This is a genomic window from Kitasatospora terrestris (assembly GCF_039542905.1).
In the GTDB taxonomy this organism is placed as follows: domain Bacteria; phylum Actinomycetota; class Actinomycetes; order Streptomycetales; family Streptomycetaceae; genus Kitasatospora; species Kitasatospora terrestris.
Window position 1 is genome coordinate 2,321,230 of record NZ_BAABIS010000001.1, and the last position, 17,502, is coordinate 2,338,731.

15 protein-coding genes and 1 pseudogene are annotated in these 17,502 nt (G+C 74.0%); 6 read left to right on the forward strand and 10 right to left on the reverse strand.

Annotated elements, in window-relative coordinates; translation table 11 throughout:
* The first annotated feature begins 91 nt into the window (after nucleotides 1-91).
* The 4 genes from ABEB06_RS10705 (at nucleotide 92) to ABEB06_RS10720 (ending at nucleotide 4,076) form a co-directional block, all read left to right on the forward strand.
* Entirely contained in the window at nucleotides 92-718 is a 627-nt protein-coding gene (locus tag ABEB06_RS10705; protein ID WP_345696595.1) for a hypothetical protein, read from the forward strand.
* Nucleotides 719-790: 72 nt separating this feature from the next.
* Nucleotides 791-2,107 (forward strand): DUF2252 domain-containing protein, encoded by a 1,317-nt coding sequence (locus ABEB06_RS10710; RefSeq protein WP_345696596.1) that lies wholly within the window; start codon nucleotides 791-793, stop codon nucleotides 2,105-2,107.
* Between the two features lie 84 nt (nucleotides 2,108-2,191).
* Nucleotides 2,192-3,502, forward strand: coding sequence for a diacylglycerol/lipid kinase family protein (locus ABEB06_RS10715; protein WP_345696597.1), 1,311 nt, complete (start codon nucleotides 2,192-2,194; stop codon nucleotides 3,500-3,502).
* Nucleotides 3,495-4,076: a phosphatase PAP2 family protein gene (locus tag ABEB06_RS10720; RefSeq protein WP_345701802.1), complete on the forward strand. Its 582-nt coding sequence runs from the start codon at nucleotides 3,495-3,497 to the stop codon at nucleotides 4,074-4,076. Before ABEB06_RS10715 ends, ABEB06_RS10720 begins: the two co-directional genes overlap by 8 nt.
* A gap of 99 nt (nucleotides 4,077-4,175) precedes the next feature.
* Here ABEB06_RS10720 and ABEB06_RS10725 read toward each other — a convergent pair whose 3' ends face one another.
* Both ABEB06_RS10725 and ABEB06_RS10730 read right to left on the reverse strand, forming a co-directional pair.
* Nucleotides 4,176-4,802 (reverse strand): dienelactone hydrolase family protein, encoded by a 627-nt coding sequence (locus ABEB06_RS10725; RefSeq protein ID WP_345696598.1) that lies wholly within the window; start codon nucleotides 4,800-4,802, stop codon nucleotides 4,176-4,178.
* A gap of 118 nt (nucleotides 4,803-4,920) precedes the next feature.
* Nucleotides 4,921-7,137, reverse strand: coding sequence for a M9 family metallopeptidase (locus ABEB06_RS10730; protein ID WP_345696599.1), 2,217 nt, complete (start codon nucleotides 7,135-7,137; stop codon nucleotides 4,921-4,923).
* Nucleotides 7,138-7,346: 209 nt separating this feature from the next.
* Between ABEB06_RS10730 and ABEB06_RS10735 the strand changes: the two are divergent.
* A pseudogene (locus ABEB06_RS10735) lies at nucleotides 7,347-9,006 on the forward strand (alkaline phosphatase D family protein).
* Nucleotides 9,007-9,111: 105 nt separating this feature from the next.
* On the opposite strand, the gene ABEB06_RS10740 reads toward ABEB06_RS10735, so the two are convergent.
* From ABEB06_RS10740 to ABEB06_RS10760, 5 genes are all read right to left on the reverse strand, one after another.
* A complete protein-coding gene (locus ABEB06_RS10740) occupies nucleotides 9,112-9,483 on the reverse strand; it encodes a DUF4180 domain-containing protein (RefSeq protein ID WP_345696600.1) in 372 nt (123 codons plus the stop codon).
* Nucleotides 9,480-9,896: a helix-turn-helix domain-containing protein gene (locus ABEB06_RS10745; RefSeq protein WP_345696601.1), complete on the reverse strand. Its 417-nt coding sequence runs from the start codon at nucleotides 9,894-9,896 to the stop codon at nucleotides 9,480-9,482. The genes ABEB06_RS10740 and ABEB06_RS10745 overlap by 4 nt, the downstream gene beginning before the upstream one ends.
* A gap of 65 nt (nucleotides 9,897-9,961) precedes the next feature.
* On the reverse strand, nucleotides 9,962-10,828 hold the full coding sequence (locus ABEB06_RS10750) for an ABC transporter permease (protein WP_345696602.1): 867 nt from the start codon (nucleotides 10,826-10,828) through the stop codon (nucleotides 9,962-9,964).
* Complete coding sequence (locus ABEB06_RS10755) at nucleotides 10,825-13,617, reverse strand: alpha/beta fold hydrolase (RefSeq protein WP_345696603.1); 2,793 nt, start codon at nucleotides 13,615-13,617, stop codon at nucleotides 10,825-10,827. Before ABEB06_RS10755 ends, ABEB06_RS10750 begins: the two co-directional genes overlap by 4 nt.
* Before the next feature lie 83 nt (nucleotides 13,618-13,700).
* Complete coding sequence (locus ABEB06_RS10760; protein WP_345696604.1) at nucleotides 13,701-14,078, reverse strand: hypothetical protein; 378 nt, start codon at nucleotides 14,076-14,078, stop codon at nucleotides 13,701-13,703.
* A gap of 157 nt (nucleotides 14,079-14,235) precedes the next feature.
* Here ABEB06_RS10760 and ABEB06_RS10765 point away from each other — a divergent pair, with 157 nt between their 5' ends.
* A complete protein-coding gene (locus tag ABEB06_RS10765; protein ID WP_345696605.1) occupies nucleotides 14,236-15,252 on the forward strand; it encodes a mechanosensitive ion channel family protein in 1,017 nt (338 codons plus the stop codon).
* Nucleotides 15,253-15,312: 60 nt separating this feature from the next.
* Here ABEB06_RS10765 and ABEB06_RS10770 read toward each other — a convergent pair whose 3' ends face one another.
* Genes ABEB06_RS10770 through lspA form a run of 3 tightly spaced genes read right to left on the reverse strand, consistent with a single transcriptional unit; the run spans nucleotide 15,313 to nucleotide 17,468 of the window.
* The gene (locus ABEB06_RS10770; RefSeq protein WP_345696606.1) at nucleotides 15,313-15,774 is read right to left on the reverse strand and encodes a GNAT family N-acetyltransferase; all 462 of its coding nucleotides are present in this window, start codon (nucleotides 15,772-15,774) and stop codon (nucleotides 15,313-15,315) included.
* Between the two features lie 3 nt (nucleotides 15,775-15,777).
* A complete protein-coding gene (locus tag ABEB06_RS10775) occupies nucleotides 15,778-16,716 on the reverse strand; it encodes an RluA family pseudouridine synthase (RefSeq protein ID WP_345696607.1) in 939 nt (312 codons plus the stop codon).
* A 35-nt stretch (nucleotides 16,717-16,751) separates the two neighbouring features.
* Entirely contained in the window at nucleotides 16,752-17,468 is a 717-nt protein-coding gene (gene lspA, locus ABEB06_RS10780; protein ID WP_345696608.1) for a signal peptidase II, read from the reverse strand.
* Nucleotides 17,469-17,502 lie beyond the last annotated feature (34 nt).

Genomic DNA, 17,502 nt, shown 5'->3' on the forward strand with positions numbered 1-17,502 from the left:
AGTCCCCCACCGGCCGCTCCCGACGCGGGACTCGCCCCGCGTCCCGGGCCCGCGCTACCCTCGGCGCGACCATCGACACGGAGGGGGACCCATGGTGTACGGACAGGTACCACCGCCCGGCCCGCGGCAGCCCGGCAAGGGCGGGGCGGTCGCCGTCGGCGTGCTGCTGCTGGCCCAGCTGCTGCTGGAGCTGGTCGTGCTGGCGTACGACGTGACCCAGGCCGGACCGGCGTACCTGCTGGACGCCGCGGGCTTCAGCTACGAGCACTACGTGGTCGCCCCGACGAGCTTCTTCGGCTACGACGCCGCGCTGTGCGTCGCGCTGGTGGTGCTGGCCGTCGCCGCCTTCCGCGGCAGCGCCTGGGCCAAGCCCGCCGCCACCGTCCTGCTGGCGGTCAACGCCTACGCCTCGTCGACCGCGCTGATCAGCCTGCTCACCGGGGGCGGCACCCCCGCGGCCGCCGAGACCCCGGGGCAGCTCGCGCTGCTCGCCGTCCCGGCGCTCACCCTGCTGCTGGCCGTCGCGGTCGGCGTGGTCACCGGCGTCACCCGGGCCGTGGGCCCGGCGCAGCCCGGGTACTTCCCGCCCCCGTACGCCGGCTACGCCCCCTACCCGCAGCCGGCCGCCTTCCCCCACCAGCACCAGCAGCCGCAGCAGCACCCGCTGCCGCCGCCCCCGGTCCTGCCGCAGCCGCCGAGCACCCCGCCGACCGTGTGACGGGCCGGAACCACGGCGGGGATTCCTTCGTCGCTCAGGTGTACCTCCCCGCACCGCCCCGAAGGAGCCGCCATGTCCACCGCCGAGCGATCCGAGACCGTCCTGCGGGTCTTCGACACGGCCTTCGGTGACCTGCTGGCCCAGGACCCGGCGGCGTTCCGGGTGAAGTTCCGCAAGATGGCCGCCTCCGCCTTCGCCTTCTACCGCGGCACCGCCTGCCTCTTCTACGCGGACGTCGCCGACGGCGGCGCGTACGCCGGGCACGGCGGCGACTTCCTGGACGGGCGGACCGGCCGGGTGTGGATCCACGGCGACCTGCACGCCGAGAACTTCGGCACCTACCTCAACGCCGAGGGCCGGCTGGTCTTCAACGTCAACGACTTCGACGAGGCCTACGTCGGCGCCTTCACCTGGGACGTCCAGCGCCTGGCCGCCTCGCTCGCCCTGATCGGCTACGCCAAGGCGCTCTCCGACGGGACGATCACCGAGCTGGTCCGGTGCTTCGCCGAGGCCTACCGCGCCCAGATCTCCCGGCTCGTCGCCACCGGCCGCGCCGAGGCGTACACCCTGGACACCTCCACCGGTCCGGTCCTGGAAGTGCTGCGCCGGGCCCGGGTGCGGACCCGGGTCTCGATGCTCGACACCGACACCGTGGTCGAGGGCCACGACCGCCGCTTCCTGCTCGGCAACGGCGCGATCGAGCTCGACCCCGAGACCCGCGCCGAGGTGCTCGCCGCCTTCGACGCCTACCGGGACACCCTGCCGCCCGCCTCCCGCGCCCGTCCCGACGCCCTGCGGGTCAAGGACGTGGTCGGCCGCCGCGGCATCGGCATCGGCAGCGCCGGCCTGCCCTCGTACAACCTGCTGCTCGAAGGGCCCACCGACGCCCTCGAGAACGACGTGATCATCTACCTGAAGCAGGGTCAGACGCCCGCCGTCTCCCGGCACGTGACCGATCCCGCGATCCGCTCCTACTTCCGGCACGAGGGCCACCGCACCGTCATCTCCCAGCGCGCCCTGCAGGCCCACAGCGACCCCTGGCTCGGCCATACCGTCCTGCACGGGCGCGGCCAGCTGGTCGCCGAGGTCTCGCCGTACGCCACCGACCTGGACTGGACCGACCTGCACGAGCCCGCCGACCTGCTCGCCGTCACCGAGTACCTGGGCCGCGCCACCGCCACCATGCACGCGGCCGCCGACGAGTCCTCCAGCGGCCACAGCCTGGTGCCGTTCTCCACCGAGCACGCCATCGACGAGGCGATCGGCCGGGACGAGGCCGGATTCACCGCGATGCTGGTCGACTTCGCCCACACCTACGGGGCCCGCACCCGCACCGACCACCAGCTCTTCGTCGACCTGTACCGCAACGCGCGGATCCCGGGCCTGTAGCCATCGCTCAGCCGTTCGAGTGACCCCAGGGATTGCCCCCGGCGACCCGGGGCATCAGTTCACCCACAAGAGAGGAGCAGCACCGTGAGCGGTCCCCTGCGCACCCGACGCTACGCCCGCGCCGCCCTGCTGTGCGCGGCCGCGGCCGTGGTGGTGCTGGTGCTCGCCGCCGGGCTGTGGAGCCCGCTGGTGATCGTCACCGGCCTGGCCGGGCTGCTGCTCACCGCGGCCGGCGTCTGGTGGCTGGTGGCCCACCGCGGCCCGGTCCGGCTGCTCGGCGGGCTGCTCGCGCTCGGCGCGCCCGCCGCCGTGATCGCGATCTACGCCAGCGGCGACCTCTGGCCCGACGTCCTCGCCGCGCTGCTGCTGTGGGGCCTGTCGCTCGGCTGCGCCCGCCAGGCGCTGCACCGTGACCGGCACACCCACACGTCCGCCGCCGTCGCCACTCCCCCGCCCCGCCGCGCCGTCCTGATCATGAACCCGAAGTCCGGCGGCGGGAAGGTCGAGAAGTTCGACCTGCTGCGGCGGGCCGAGGCGCTCGGCGCCCGGGTGATCCTGCTCGACCCCTCCGCCGAGCAGGACGTCGCCGCGCTCGCCCGGCAGGCCGTCGAGGACGGCGCCGACCTGCTCGGCGTCGCCGGCGGCGACGGCACCCAGGCGCTGGTCGCGGCCGTCGCCGCCGAGCACGACCTGCCGTTCCTGGTGGTCTCGGCCGGCACCCGCAACCACTTCGCGATGGACCTCGGCCTGGACCGCACCGACCCGTCCCGCTGCCTGGACGCGCTGACCGACGCGGGCGAGGAGCTGCGCGTCGACCTCGGCGACATCGACGGCCGCGCGTTCGTCAACACGGTCTCCTTCGGCACCTACGCCGAGATCGTGCAGAGCCCCGAGTACCGCGACGCCAAGACCGCCACCGCGCTGGCCAACCTGCCCGACCTGCTGGTCGGCGCCACCGGCCCCCGGCTGACCGCGCAGGCCGGCCGGCACCGGATGGACGCCCCGCAGGCGATCCTGGTCAGCAACAACCCGTACACCACGGCCGACCTGTTGGAGGCCGGCCGCCGGCCCCGCCTGGACTCCGGGCTGCTCGGCGTGCTCGGCATCAAGGTGACCGGCGCCGCGCAGGCCGCGGACGTCGCGCTGCGCGGCGGGCGGGCCGAGGCGGTCACCTCGGTGACCGCCGCCGAGGTCACCGTCTCCGCGGACTCCGACTCGATCCCGGTCGCGGTGGACGGCGAGGCCCTGAACTTCCCCACCCCGGTCCGCTGCCGGATCCGCCCGGGCGCGCTGCGCGTCCGGGTGCCGCGCGACCGGCCCGGCGCACCACCGGTCGCCGGGCCGCTCGACTGGCGCCGGCTCTACCACCTCGCCCTCGGAGAGAACGCTGACTAGCTCCCCGCTCGCCGTCCGCCTGCGCGAGACGGTCCGCGAACTGACCGTCGTCGACCAGGCGGTGTACGCCGCCGTGGCCGCCACCCCCACCCCGACCCTGGACACCTGGCTGCGGGAGCTGTCGACCGCCGCCAACCACTCCAAGATCTCGTTCTCGATCGCCGCGCTGCTGGCCGTCCGCCCGGGTGCGGCCCGCCGGGCGGCGGCGGCCGGGGTGGCGGCGGTCGCGGTCGCCTCGGTCAGTGCCAACCTGCTCGGCAAGCAGCTGGCCCGCCGGCCCCGGCCGGACCGGGACGCGGCGCAGGTGCCGTTCGTGCGGCACGTCCCGATGCCGGTCTCGGCGTCCTTCCCGTCCGGGCACACGGCGTCGGCGTTCGCCTTCGCCACCGCCGTCGGCACCTGCCTGCCGTGGACGTCCGTTCCGCTCGGCCTGCTGGCCGCGACGGTCGGGTACTCCCGGGTCCACACCGGGGTGCACTACCCGGGGGACGTGGCGGCCGGCGCCCTGCTCGGCATGGCCAGCGCCGCCGCGGTCACCGGCCTCGCCCGGCCGCTGCTGCACCCGCCGGGCTGACCGGACGGGCGGCCCGCGCCGGAGCACCGGCGGCGGCCGCTCTTCGGGCGGGTGCCGGGTGCTCCGGCGGCGTCCCGGAGCACCCGGCGGAGGCGGCCGTCAGCCCTCGCCGTCCCCGTCGCCCGTCCCGGTGCCGTCGGCCCCGTCGATCTCGGCCAGGAAGGCGAGCGCGGTCCGCCAGGTCTGCTCGGCGGCCTCGGCGTCGAAGTCGGGCAGCTCGGGGTCGGTGTAGAGGTGCCCGGCGCCGTGGTAGCGGTGCACCTCGACGTCCGCGCCGGCCTTGGTGAGGTTGAGGTACCAGGCGTTCAGCCAGTCCTCGGACTCGAACGGGTCGGGCTCGGCGACGTGCAGCTGCACCGGGATCCCGGTGGCGGCGTCCTCGCGGATGTCGGAGGTGCCGTGCAGGAGCAGCAGGCCGCGGGCGCGCTCGTCGGCGAGCGCGAGGTTCTGGGCGAGCGAGCCGCCGAGCGAGAGCCCGGCGTACACCAGGCCCGGTGCGGCGGGGTCGGTGAGCAGCGGGGCGGCGGCGGAGACGGCGCGGCGCAGCAGCTCGTCGTTGGTGACCTCGTCGCGGTACGCCATGCCCTCCTCGACGTCGTCGAAGGTGCGTCCGTCGTACAGGTCGGGGGTGTGCACCCGGTGGCCCGCGGCGCGCAGCCGGTCGGCGGCGGCGTGGACGGCCGGGCGCAGGCCGTACGCGGAGTGGAAGAGGACGATCTGGGCCACGAGGTGTTCCTTCGTGTCGGCGGCGGGCTCCTCCCATTTTCCCCCATCGCCCGCCCCGGGCCGCCGGACGCCGGGGGGCCCGGCCCGCCGTGGCGGACCGGGCCCCGGGAAAGGGCGGTCAGAAGGAGGTCGTCACCGACACCCCGCTGAAGCCGGCCTGGGCGTACAGGCTGATGTAGTGGTAGCCCGCGGGCGGGTTGGTGATCGTCAGCGTCTCGCCGTTGCCGGAGCCGGTGGACCGGGCGGTGTAGGCGCCGGTGGTGGCCCAGGTGGAGCCGCTGTAGTACAGGTCGGCGTTGCCGGTGCCGCCGGCGGAGGTGACGGTGAGCCGGGCGGTGCCGGCCGGGACGTAGAGGTACAGGTAGCTGTAGTTCCCGGTGGTGGCGGCCAGGCCGGAGCGGCGGCAGTCCTTGCCGAGCTGCCGGGTGTCGGCGCCGGTGCACTCGGGGGCCTGCGGCGCGGAGTCGCAGTTGCCGGCCGAGCAGGCGGTGAGCCAGCTGTTGAAGTCGGCGTCGTAGCGGGTGCCGACGGTGGACTTCAGGTAGGTGCGGGCGCCGGTCCAGTCACCGGCGCGGTACTTGGCGAGCACCGCGTCGACGTCGGCCCGGTGCGACTGGAGCATGTAGCGGACCGCCAGGTAGCCCCAGTTGTAGATCCGGGTGGAGTCGGCGTTGTCGTAGGTGGTGTCGAAGAGCGTGGACAGCGCGTAGGTGTGCCGGCCGGCCTGGGTCTGCGCGTCGGTGTAGGTGACGCCCCGGTAGGAGTAGGAGACGTACTCGGCGAAGCCCTCGATCCACCAGACGGCGGGCTGGGCCTGGCCGGCGTTGAAGTCGCCGTACATGTCGAAGCGGCCGTCGAGGTAGTGGGTGTACTCGTGGTTGAGGTTCCAGATCTGGAAGGCGGGCCGGACCCACTCCGCCTCGTAGGCGACGAAGCGCGGCTGGTTGCCGGCGGCGGCCGGGTTGCCCTCCAGGTACATGCCGCCGTTGTCGGTGTCGATGCCGAAGATCGCGCCGGCGTAGGTCTGGTAGTCGGCGCTGGAGTCGAAGACGTCGACCTCGATGGTGGTGTTGGTGTCGCCGGCGACCGGGCCGCCGTCGCGGACCACGCCGTGGAAGTACGCGTCCTGGCCCAGCAGGCTGGTGCAGCTGTCGGCGAGTTCGGTGGCGCTCATCTGCTGGGCGACGATCCGGATGCTCGGGCTGCAGGTGTAGCTGGTGGTGAGCACGGCCGCCTTGAGCCGGTTCGCCAGGTCGCAGGTGCCGTAGTAGGCGCAGTTCGCGGCGTCGTACTCGGCGGTCATCTCGGCCGCGCCGACCCACAGCGCGGCGGTGCGGCCGGTCATCGTGGACTGGTCGAGCAGGTGCTTGACCAGCGGCCGCACGGTCGGCTGGAGCGCCGGGTGCTGCAGGAAGCGGGCGAGTTCGCGGCCGGCGTTGGAGACCAGGTAGCCCTGGCCGCCGCCGAGCAGCGCGTTGTTGGCGGTGGCGAAGGCGTCCAGGGTGGTGAGCACGCTGCCGTCGTTCTGCACCGCGGTGACGAAGTCGGCGTTCTGGTGGCCGCGCCACAGCACGGTGTAGGTGTTGTTGACCGCGGCGAGCATGTACCAGGACGCGTTGTAGGAGGAGTTGTAGCCGCTCAGCAGGCGCTTGACGACCGACAGGTAGCGGGCGTTCTCGGCGGCGCTGTCGATCAGGGTGACCGCCTCGGAGAGGGTCTGCCCGTTGGCGTCGGTCACGTCGCGGGAGTGCGCGGAGCCGAAGAAGGCGTCCAGCGCGCCGCGGATCGCGGTCTGCAGCGCGCTGCCGTACGGGCCGACGTCGGCGGGGTGGTACCACTGCGCGAAGTAGCCGGCCCGCAGGTAGAGCACCAGCTGGGTGGCGGAGCCGGAGTTGTCGCCGGGGTAGCTCGCGGAGACGTCCCGCAGGGCGCCGGCCACGGCCACCATCTGGGCCTCGCGGAACGCGCCGTAGGCGTCCGAACCGGTCAGCGGGAAGAGCGAGTTGACGCAGTCGACGCTCGCCCCCTTGACCGCCGTGACCAGGGCGCCGCCGGTGCGGGTGGTGAAGTCGGAGACGTTGCAGGCCGCCGCCGCGGCGAGGGCGCGCGGGGCCGGCTTCGACGGCTGCGGCCGGAGCGAGTCGGTGGTGCGCGGGGCCCGCTCGCTGAGCGCGGTGCGGCCGTCGACGGCGTCCGTGGGGGCGGAGCCGGCGGCAGGCCGCGGAGCCTGGCGGTCCGCCTGCGGGGCGGGCCGGGGGGCCGCGTGGCCGCGTGCGGAGAAGGCGCCGACGGCCAGGCAGCACGCCAGCAACAGGGTGAACAGGGTTCGGGACATGCGGAAGGAGCGCACGGTGTGGGGCCTCCGTGGGGAGAGGAACGTGCTTGGGTGACATGTACAATTGCATACGTCACATGGCTTCGGGAACCCTCCACGCACGGTCAATTCCGGCCACTGATCGCACAGTTGGTCGAGAGATGAAAAGCCGACGAACAATCTGTCCACACTCTGGACATCTGATTACCGATCAGTAAGTCTCGGATCCTGTGACTGAGCCCACCGACTCCCTGTCCCCCGCCCGGCCGCGCCGCCGCCGGGTCATCCAGGCCGCCGCGCTCACCGCCGGCGCGGCCGCCCTCCCCCTGACCGCCGCGGGCGGCACGGCCACCGCCGCGTCCGCCCCGCAGTTCCTGCACGGCGTCGCCTGCGGCGACCCGCTGCCCGACGGCATCCTGCTGTGGACCCGGGTCACCCCCCGTCCCGGAGGCCGTCCCCGGCTCGGGCCTCGGCCCCGACACCCCGGTCACCTGGCAGCTCTCCGCCGACCGCACCTTCACCACGATCGTCGCCACCGGCAGCGTCACCACCACCGCCGCCACCGACCACACCGTCAAGGCCGACGTCCGCGGCCTGCGCCCGGACACCGCGTACTGGTACCGCTTCACCGCCGGCGGCACCACCTCGCCCACCGGCCGCGCCCGCACCACCCCGGCCGCCGACGCCGCCCTCGGTCACCTGCGCCTCGGCGTCGCCTCGTGCGCCAACTGGGAGGCCGGCTACTTCTCCGCCTACCGCCACCTGGCCGCCCGCGGCGACCTGGACGCCTTCCTCTTCCTCGGCGACTACATCTACGAGTACAAGTCCGGCGAGTTCTGCGCCCGCGGCAGCGTGGTGCGCCCGCACGCACCCGCCCACGAGATCCTGAGCCTCGCCGACTACCGCACCCGGCACGGCCGTTACAAGACCGACCCGGACCTGCAGGCGCTGCACGCCGCCGTCCCCACCATCGCGATCTGGGACGACCACGAGTTCGCCAACGACGCCTGGTCCGGCGGCGCCCAGAACCACACCCCCGGCACCGAGGGCGCCTGGGCCGACCGGGTCGCCGCCGCCAAGCAGGCCTACTTCGAGTGGATGCCGGTCCGGCCCTCGGTCGCCGGCACCACCTACCGCCGGCTGCGCTACGGCAAGCTGGCCGACCTGCACCTGCTCGACCTGCGCTCCTACCGCTCCCAGCAGGCCGCCGCCGGCAGCGGCAGCGTCGACTCGGCCGACCGCAGCATCACCGGCCGCGCCCAACTCGACTGGCTGAAGGCCGGACTGGCCTCCTCCGACACCACCTGGCGGCTGATCGGCAACGAGGTGATGATCTCCCCGGTCGCCTTCCTCTCGCTGCCCGACTACCTGCTGCGCCCACTCGCCCAGCTGCTCGGCCTGCCCGCGGAGGGCCTCGCGGTCAACCCGGACCAGTGGGACGGCTACACCCACGACCGGCGCGAACTGCTCGGCCACCTCAAGTCCCACGGCATCCGCAACACCGTCTTCCTGACCGGCGACATCCACTCCGCCTGGGCCGGCGACGTCCCGTACGAGGCGGCCACCTACCCGTTCTCCGGCAGCGCCGCGACCGAGTTCGTGGTCACGTCGGTGACCTCGGACAACATCGACGACTTCCTCAAGGTGGCCCCGCAGACCCTGTCGCTGGTCGCCGCCGCGGCGATCCAGGCCGCCAACCGCCACGTGAAGTGGGTCGACCTCGACTCGCACGGCTACGGCGTCCTCGACATCACCCCCGACCAGGTGCAGATGGACTACTACGTGCTCTCCGACCGCACCCGCCAGGACGCCACCACCAAGTGGGCCCGCTCCTACCGGACCCGCTCCGGCACCCAGCAGATCGAGCGCGCCTGGTCCCCGATCCGCTGAGGAACCGGTCCGTACCACTGACGCCCCGTCACCCCCGCGCCCGGCGTCCGGGCCGAACGCCCGTTCCACGGCACGGGGGAGATCGGGACGAAGCGCACCGGCCCGCTAGAGCAGCTTCGCGCGCAGCGCGTCCTCGTCGGGGAGGAACCAGAGCTGGGTGCCGCGGTTGGACTCGCGGACGAAGTCGCGCAGCGCCGTACCGGACTCCAGGTGGCCGGAGATGTCGCCGAGGACCGCCAGGCCCAGGCGGTAAGTGGCGAACTTCTGGACGACGTCACCGGCCAGCCGGGTGCGCAGCCGGAAGAACTCCTCCGGCAGCCGCCCGACCGGCACCGCGATCCACTGCGCGCCGTGCGAGAAGGCGGCGCCGACCAGGTCGCCGGCCGCCCGGTCGCCGTCGATCGGCGCGCCGCCCGCCGCGCAGAACAGCACGGGCACCGCGCCGACCTGCTCCAGCTCGTCCGTCCGTCGCGTCATTCCATCTCCTCGGCCAGCACCTCGACGATGCGCAGGAGTTCGGCGGTCGCCCCCGGCGACCCGAGCACCACCACCTGCAGCGTGGCGCGCTCCGCGTCGTGCACGGTCTGCACCCGCAGCTGCGTGCCGTCCGGCCGCCGGCCGGTGGCACCGGCCAGCGCGGCGGTGCTCAGCCGCCCGGCCGCGACCGCGTCGATGCCCTCGATCCGGACGATCGAGGAGACCTCGACGTGCCGGTGGGCCGGTGCCGCCTCGGCCGGGGCGCCGGTGAACGCCTCCAGGTCCTCCCGGGCGATCCGGTACTGCTTGCCGATCCGGGTGGCCCGCAGCCGCTCCTCGCGGATGTATCCGCGCACGGTCCGGACGTGCAGACCGAGCAGCTCCGCGACCTGCTCCACCGAGTAGTACTGCACGCTTCACTCCCTTTCCGCATCAACCATAGCAGCGGAAAGGGAGTGATGAGTAAGGAAAGGGAAGGCTAGGAGACCACGTCCTTGCGGGCGAAGCCGCGGAAGGCCAGTGCGACCAGCACGATCGCGTACGACACCGACAGCGAGACGCCCTGCAGCATGCCGCCCCACTCCACCTGTGGCTGGAGCGCGTCGGCCCAGGAGTACTGCCAGTGCGCGGGCAGCCACTCGCGCAGCGAGCCGAGCGCGGTGACCGCGTCCAGCACGCCGGTGACGATCGAGGCGAAGACCGCGCCGCCGACCGCGCCGAGCGGCGCGTCGGTGGCCGTGGAGAGCCAGAACGCCAGCGCCCCGACCACGAGTTCGCTGAGGAAGACGAAGGCCACCGCGACCGCCAGGCGCGGCAGCGCCTCCCCGGCGGGGAGGCTGACCCCGGTGGGCAGCTTCAGGTCGCCCCAGCCGTACGCGGCGGTGCCCACCGCCAGTCCGACCAGCGGGAGCAGCACCACCGCGGCCGCCGAGAAGGCCAGCGCCACGGTCAGCTTGCGGGCCAGCAGCCGGGCCCGCGGCACCGGGGCGGCCAGCAGGTAGCGCAGCGAGGACCAGCTGGCCTCGGAGGCGACCGTGTCGCCGCAGAACAGCGCGACCGGGATCACCAGCAGGAACCCGGTGCCCATGAACAGCATGGTGGTGGCGAAGTTCAGCCCCGAGGAGGTGGCCAGCTCGATGAACGAGGTGCGGTTCTCCCGGCCGGGCGAGCCACCGATCCAGATCGCGCCGAGCACCACGAACGGCATCGCGAACAGCACCCCGCCGACCACCATGGTGCGCCGGCGCCGCAGTTGGCGCAGCGCCTCCACCCGCAGCGGCAGGGTGCGCCCGGGCCGGTAGCCCTCCGCCGCGACCCGGCCGTCCGCAACACCCGTGGCACTCATGCCGCACCTCCGATCAGGGACAGGAACGCGTCCTCCAGCCGCCGGTGCGGCCCGACGCCCTCGACGGGCACCCCCAGCCGCACCAGCTCCGCGGTCAGCCGGCTCGCGGGCAGCCCGTCCAGCCGGACCAGCAGCCCGCCGTCGACCGGCTGCACCTCGCCGACCCCGCCGAGCGCGGCCAGCTTGTCGGCGGCCACCGCCAGCTCGTCCGCCTCGTACTCGCGCGCCACCGTGACCAGCAGCAGCTCGCCCGCGCCGACGATCTCGGCGACCGGCCCGGCGGTGACCAGGCGGCCGCGGTCCATCACCACCAGGTGGGTGCAGGACTGCTCGACCTCGGCCAGCAGGTGGCTGGAGACGATCACGGTGCGCCCGGCGGCGGCATACCGGATCATCACCTCGCGCATCTCGCGGATCTGCGGCGGGTCGAGCCCGTTGGTGGGTTCGTCGAGGATCAGCAGGTCCGGCAGGCCGAGCATGGCCTGGGCGATCGCCAGGCGCTGCCGCATGCCCTGCGAGTAGGTGCGCACCGCGCGGTCCAGCGCCTCGCCGAGTCCGGCGATCTCCAGCGCCTCCTCGAAGTGCGCGTCGCCCTCGGGCCGGCCGGTGGCCTGCCAGTACAGGTGCAGGTTGGCCCGGCCGGTGAGGTGCGGCAGGAAGCCGGCGCCCTCGACGAAGGCGCCGACCCGGGAGAGCACCGGCGCGCCGGGCCGGATCGCGTGGCCGAAGATCCGGATCTCGCCCTCGTCGGGCCGGATCAGGCCCATCAGCATCCGCAGCGTGGTGGTCTTGCCGGCGCCGTTGGGGCCGAGCAGGCCGAGCACCTGGCCCTGCTCCACCCGGAAGCCCAGCTCGCGGACCGCGTACCGGTCGGTCGAGCCCTTGTAGCGCTTGGACAGGCCGGTGATCTGCAGCGGCACCCCGGCCAGCGCCGGGTCCGGCGCCGGGGTGCGGAAGCGGCGGCCGCGCAGCCGGTGACCGAAGAGCAGCAGCGCGGCGACGGCGAGCGCGACCAGCGGCAGCAGCCAGGTCCGGGCGGGCAGCGGTGCGGCCTCGGTGTGCAGGCCGTCGACGGTGGGCACGGTCAGCGGGCCGGCCGCGGCGATCCGGTAGGTCGCCGGCTCGGTGGGCGACCAGTACGCCAGGTCGGTGGCGGCGAGCACCAGCCGCAGCCGGTGCCCGGCCTCGAAGGCGTGGTCGACGGTGGGCAGGACCACCTCGACGGTCCGGCCGCCGGGCGCGTCCGCGCCGGTGACCCGCAGCGGGGCGACCAGCTGCTGCGGCAGGCTCTGCCGCCCGTCCGGGCCGACGTCGTACAGCTTGGCGAAGAGCACCGCCTCCGGCCGGTCGGCCCGCACGCGGACGGGGACGCTCGGGGCGCCGGTCAGGTGCAGCGGGCCGTCCAGCGGGGCGGAGTCGAAGGCGGCGTACTGGCCGGGGAAGTCGACGGCCAGGCCGGCGCCCGCCGAGGAGAGCTGGGCGAGCGCGCCGATGCCGGGCAGGGTGGAGAGGTTCGGCGGGGCGCCGCCGGGCGGGTTGGCCGCGGTCTGCTCCCGGCCGGCCAGCTCCACGGTCCGCCGGCCGGTGCCGTCCAGGCCGGGGTAGCTCGGCGCCTCGGCGCCGCGCAGCACGGCCTGGAAGCCGGTGGAGTCCAGGCCGCCGGTGCGGGTCAGCCGGAAGGGCGGGCCGGTGTCGGTGGACTTCCCGGCCAGGTAGTGGTCGAACCAGGCGGTGACCCGGGCGTCCACCCGGTCGCTGGTCTCCAGGCCGCCGTCGTGGCCGCCGGCGAACCAGTCCACCGCGACCGGCGCGCCGTTGGCGGCGACCGCCCGGGCGATCCGGTCGCCCTGGTCGAGCGGGAAGAGCGAGTCGACCTGGCCCTGCACCACCAGGGTGGGGACCTTGATCCGGTCGCCGACCGAGGACGGGCTGGAGCGGTCGAGCACGGCCAGCGCCTCGGCGTCCGCCCGCCCGTTCACCGCGACCCGGTCGTACATCGCGCACAGCTCGTCCAGGAACCGGCCGCAGCCGACCGGGCCCTGCTGCTCGCCCGCGCCGCCCTGCGGGGCACCGCCGGGGCCCCGGCCGTCGGTCAGCCCGCTCGCCGAACCGGTGGTGAAGAACAGCCCGGCCCACAGCTTCTTGAACACGCCGTCCGCCGCGCCGCCGCCCCGCACACCCTGCGGGAAGAGCGCGTCGCCGAGGTTCCACCAGGTGATGCCGGGCGCGGCGGCGTCGATCCGGGAGTCGTACGCGGCGCCGAGCAGCGAGATCGCGCCGCCGTACGAGGCGCCGGTGATGCCCACCCGCGGGTCTCCCGGGCCGTCCAGCTGCACCTCGGGGCGCTGGGCCAGCCAGTCGACCAGGGCCTTGACGTCCTGCACCTCGCGGTCGGGGGCGTTCAGGCCGATCCGGCCGCCCGAGTGCCCGAAGCCGCGCGCCGACCAGGTCAGCACCGCGTACCCGGAGCGGGCCAGCTGCTGGGCCCGGTCCCGTTCGCCCTCCTTGGAGCCGCCGAAGCCGTGCGCCAGCAGCACCGCCGGGCGGCGTCCGTCGCCGGTGGTGAAGAAGGAGGTGTCGATCCGGACCCGCTCGGCGCTGCCGGGGGTCTCCGGAAGCTCCAGGAACCGGTCCTCCTGCCGGACGGACGGCTGCGAGGAGCCCGAGGCGGCGACCGCCCCGAACCCCGCCAGTGCCAGCACGGCGACCAGCGCCACCACCAGCGTCCCGCGGCCCACCCGGCGTCCGCGCCACCTGAACCGTCCGCGCCACGCCCCACCGAAGCTCATGGACCACGATCCTAAGCGGGGCCGAAGTAGGGAACCCGTAAGCCCACTTGAAGACGGCTCGAACGCCAGGGGTCGGGGCCGGTTCAGTACCGGTCGCGCTCCGCCTCCAGGCGCTCCTCACGGCTCTCGTCCAGGCTGTCGCGCTGGTCCTCCGGCAGCTCCTCGCGCATCTTCTCGGCGCGCTGCTCGGAGGCCTTCCGCTCCTCGGGGGACATCCGCTCGGCGGCCTCGCGCATCTCGTCCAGCTTGGCGCCGACCGCCGCCAGGTAGCGCGGGGACTCGATCATCTCCCGGATGCCGATCCGCCCGGAGAGCGCGTCCCGGGCCAGCGCCTGCAGCTCCTCGCCGACCGAGGAGTTCCCGGCCAGCGTGCGCAGTGCCTTGTGCAGCGAGGCGGCCTGCTGCGGATCCGCGGCGACCTCCATCAGCTCGCCGTCCGTGACCTCGTACTCCGACGCCACCGCGCCACCCCCCGGGCTCGATCCGCTCTCCGTCCGATCATATGCCTGACACGTACGCCGCAGGCCCGACCGCGCTGACACACCGTCCGACCGACACACCGTCACCGGCGGACGAAACGGAATATATGGTACGGAAAAGTCCTCCGCGAGGTGTTCCGTGCTCTGGCCACTCGTCAGCCTGCTCGCCGCCGTCCTCGCGACCCTGCTGATCGGCCGGGTCGTCGACCGACTCCTGCAACGCCTCGCCGCCCGGCACCCGGAGGCCCCCGTCTGGGAGCAGCTGCGCCGCTGCCGGGCCCCGCTCCAGCTGGTGGTCCTCACCTCGATCCTGCTCGCCGCCGAGCCGCTGCAGCGGATCTCCGGCATCGAGGACGACGAGGACCTGCGCCACCTGCTGCTGCTGGTCCTGATCGCCGCCTGCGGCTGGCTCGCCGTCCGGGTGGTCGCCGCCGCCCTGGAGGCCGTCCGCACCCGGTACGAGACGGTCACCGAGGACGCCTCCCGGGTGCAGCGCGTGCAGACCCAGCTCTCCCTGCTGCGCCGGGTCGCCGGCGCACTGGTCTGGGTGGTCACCGCCGGGTCGATGCTGCTCACCTTCGAGACCATGCGCACCGTCGGCGCCGGCCTGCTCGCCTCGGCCGGCGTCCTCGGCATCGTGGCCGGCATCGCCGCCCAGTCCACCCTCGGCAACTTCTTCGCGGGCCTGCAGATCGCCTTCAGCGACACCGTCCGGATCGGCGACACCGTGGTGGTCGACGGCCAGCAGGGCACCGTCGAGGAGATCACCCTCTCCTACCTGGTGCTCCGGCTCTGGGACTACCGGCGGATGACCGTGCCGACCTCGTACTTCGTCTCCAAGCCCTTCGAGAACTGGACCCGCCGCGACCCCGGGCTGCTCGGCTGGGTGCTGCTCCACCTCGACCACACCGCCCCGGTCGAGGAGCTGCGCACCGCCCTCCACGCCTACCTGAGCGGCAGCGGGCTCTGGGACGGCAAGGAGTGGTCGCTGCAGGTCACCGACACCACGCCGAGCACCATCGTGGTCCGCGCCGCCATGACCGCCCGCTCCCCCGACGACACCGCGGACCTGCGCCTCGCCGTCCGCGAGCACCTGATCGCCCACCTGCGCGACCACCACCCGCAGGCGCTGCCCCGGGCCCGCTCCGACCCCTGAGCGGTCGACGGGCCCCTGGTGGTCTTCACGAGGGCGCCCCACGAGGGCACCGGGATCGCGCTACAGCGTCCGGGTCATCGTGCGGTGCGGGATCCCGGCGTCGTCGTAGACCGGACCCTCCGCGGTGTAGCCGAGGCGTTCGTAGAAGCCGAGCGCCTGGACCTGGGCGTGCAGCTCCAGCTCGGTGCCGCCGTGCTCGCGGCCGGCCTGCTCGATCGCCCGGACCAGCCGCGCGCCGAGCCCGGTCCCGCGGGCCGCCTTGACCACGGCGAGCCGGCCGAGCAGCACCCGGCCGCCCTTGCCGCCGGTCAGCTCCAGCGCCTGCGGACCGTGGATCAGCCGGCCGGTGCCGAGCGGCGCGCCGTCCTCGCCGAGTGCCAGCAGGTGCACCGAGGTGGCGTCGTACGCGTCGTACTCCAGCTCCTCGGGGACGGCCTGCTCCTCGACGAACACCTCGCGGCGGACCGCCCGGACCTGCTCCAGCCGCTCGTCGCCGTCCGCGACCAGGATCGTCTCGGCCACGGCTCAGCTCTCCGAGGAGATCACGTCGAGCGCCTTCTGCAGGTCGGCCGGGTACTCGCTGCTGAACTGCACCCACTGCCCGTCGCCGGGGTGCTCGAAGCCGAGCGACACCGCGTGCAGCCACTGCCGGGTGAGGCCGAGCCGCTTGGCGAGCGTCGGGTCGGCGCCGTAGGTGAGGTCGCCGACGCAGGGGTGGCGCAGCGCGGACATGTGCACCCGGATCTGGTGGGTGCGGCCGGTCTCCAGCTTGATGTCGAGCAGCGACGCGGCCCGGTACGCCTCGATCAGGTCGTAGTGGGTGACGGACGGCTTCCCGTCGCGGGTGACCGCCCACTTCCAGTCGGAGGAGGGGTGGCGGCCGATCGGCGCGTCGACGGTGCCGGACAACGGGTCGGGGTGGCCCTGGACGAGGGCGTTGTACTTCTTCTCGGTGACCCGGTCGTGGAACTGCCGCTTGAGGTCGGTGTACGCGATCTCGGACTTGGCCACGACCATGATCCCGGAGGTGCCGACGTCGAGCCGGTGGACGACGCCCTGGCGCTCGGCGGCGCCGGAGGTGGAGATCCGGTAGCCGGCGGCGGCGAGGCCGCCGATCACGGTCGGGCCGGTCCAGCCGGGGCTGGGGTGGGCGGCGACGCCGACCGGCTTGTCGATGACCACGACGTGCTCGTCGTCGTGGATGATCCGCATGCCCTCGACGTGCTCGGCGACCACCTGCACGGGGGCGGCGGGCGCCGGGATCTCGACCTCGAGCCAGGCGCCGGCGGTGACCCGGTCGGACTTGCCGGCGACGGCGCCGTCCAGCATCACCTTGCCGTCGGCGGCCAGCTCGGCCGCCTTGGTGCGGGAGAAGCCGAACATCCGGGCGAGGGCGGCGTCGAGGCGCTCGCCCTCCAGGCCGTCGGGAACGGGGAGGCTGCGGGTCTGCGCTGCGGTACTCATCCGTACGAGTATGCCGCAAGCGGCACACCCGGGTTCTACGCCCGGTCGTCCGGGGAGGCCGCGGGGGCCTCGGCGGGGGCCTTCTTGGCGCCGTGGTGGGTGGTCCCGTCCGGGTTGGAGCCGCGGAAGGACAGCAGCACCACCAGGATGCCGCCGCAGACGATCGCCGAGTCGGCGAGGTTGAAGACCGCGAAGTGCTGCACCGAGATGAAGTCGACCACGTGGCCGCGGAACACCCCGGGCGAGCGGAAGAGGCGGTCGGTGAGGTTGCCGAGCGCGCCGCCCAGCAGCAGGCCCAGCGCGATTGCCCAGGGCAGGCTGTACAGCTTGCGGGCGATCCGCCAGATGACCACGATCACGGCGGCGGCGATGGCGGTGAACACCACGGTCATCGCCTGGCCCATCCCGAACGCGGCGCCGGGGTTGCGGATGACCTGGAAGTTCATCAGGTCGCCGATGACCCGGATGGCCGCGTGGCCCTCCAGCCTGGCGACCACCAGCAGCTTGGAGCCGAGGTCGATCAGGTAGGCGAGCAGCGCGACGACCAGCAGCACGCCGACCCGCTTGCGGCGGGCCAGGTCACGGCCCCCGGCGGCGGTGGCTCCGACCGGCTGCGGGTCCTGGGAAACGCCCGCGGTCTCGTCCACGCCGGCCTCCGGGCCGTCCTGCGGGGTGCGCGCGGTGGGGACGGCGTCGTCCTGGGTCTGGGGGGAACCTGGAGTGCTGATGATCCGCTCCGCTGCCGTGTGCAAGGTGGACGAGGTACTGGGGACGAGCCTACGGCAC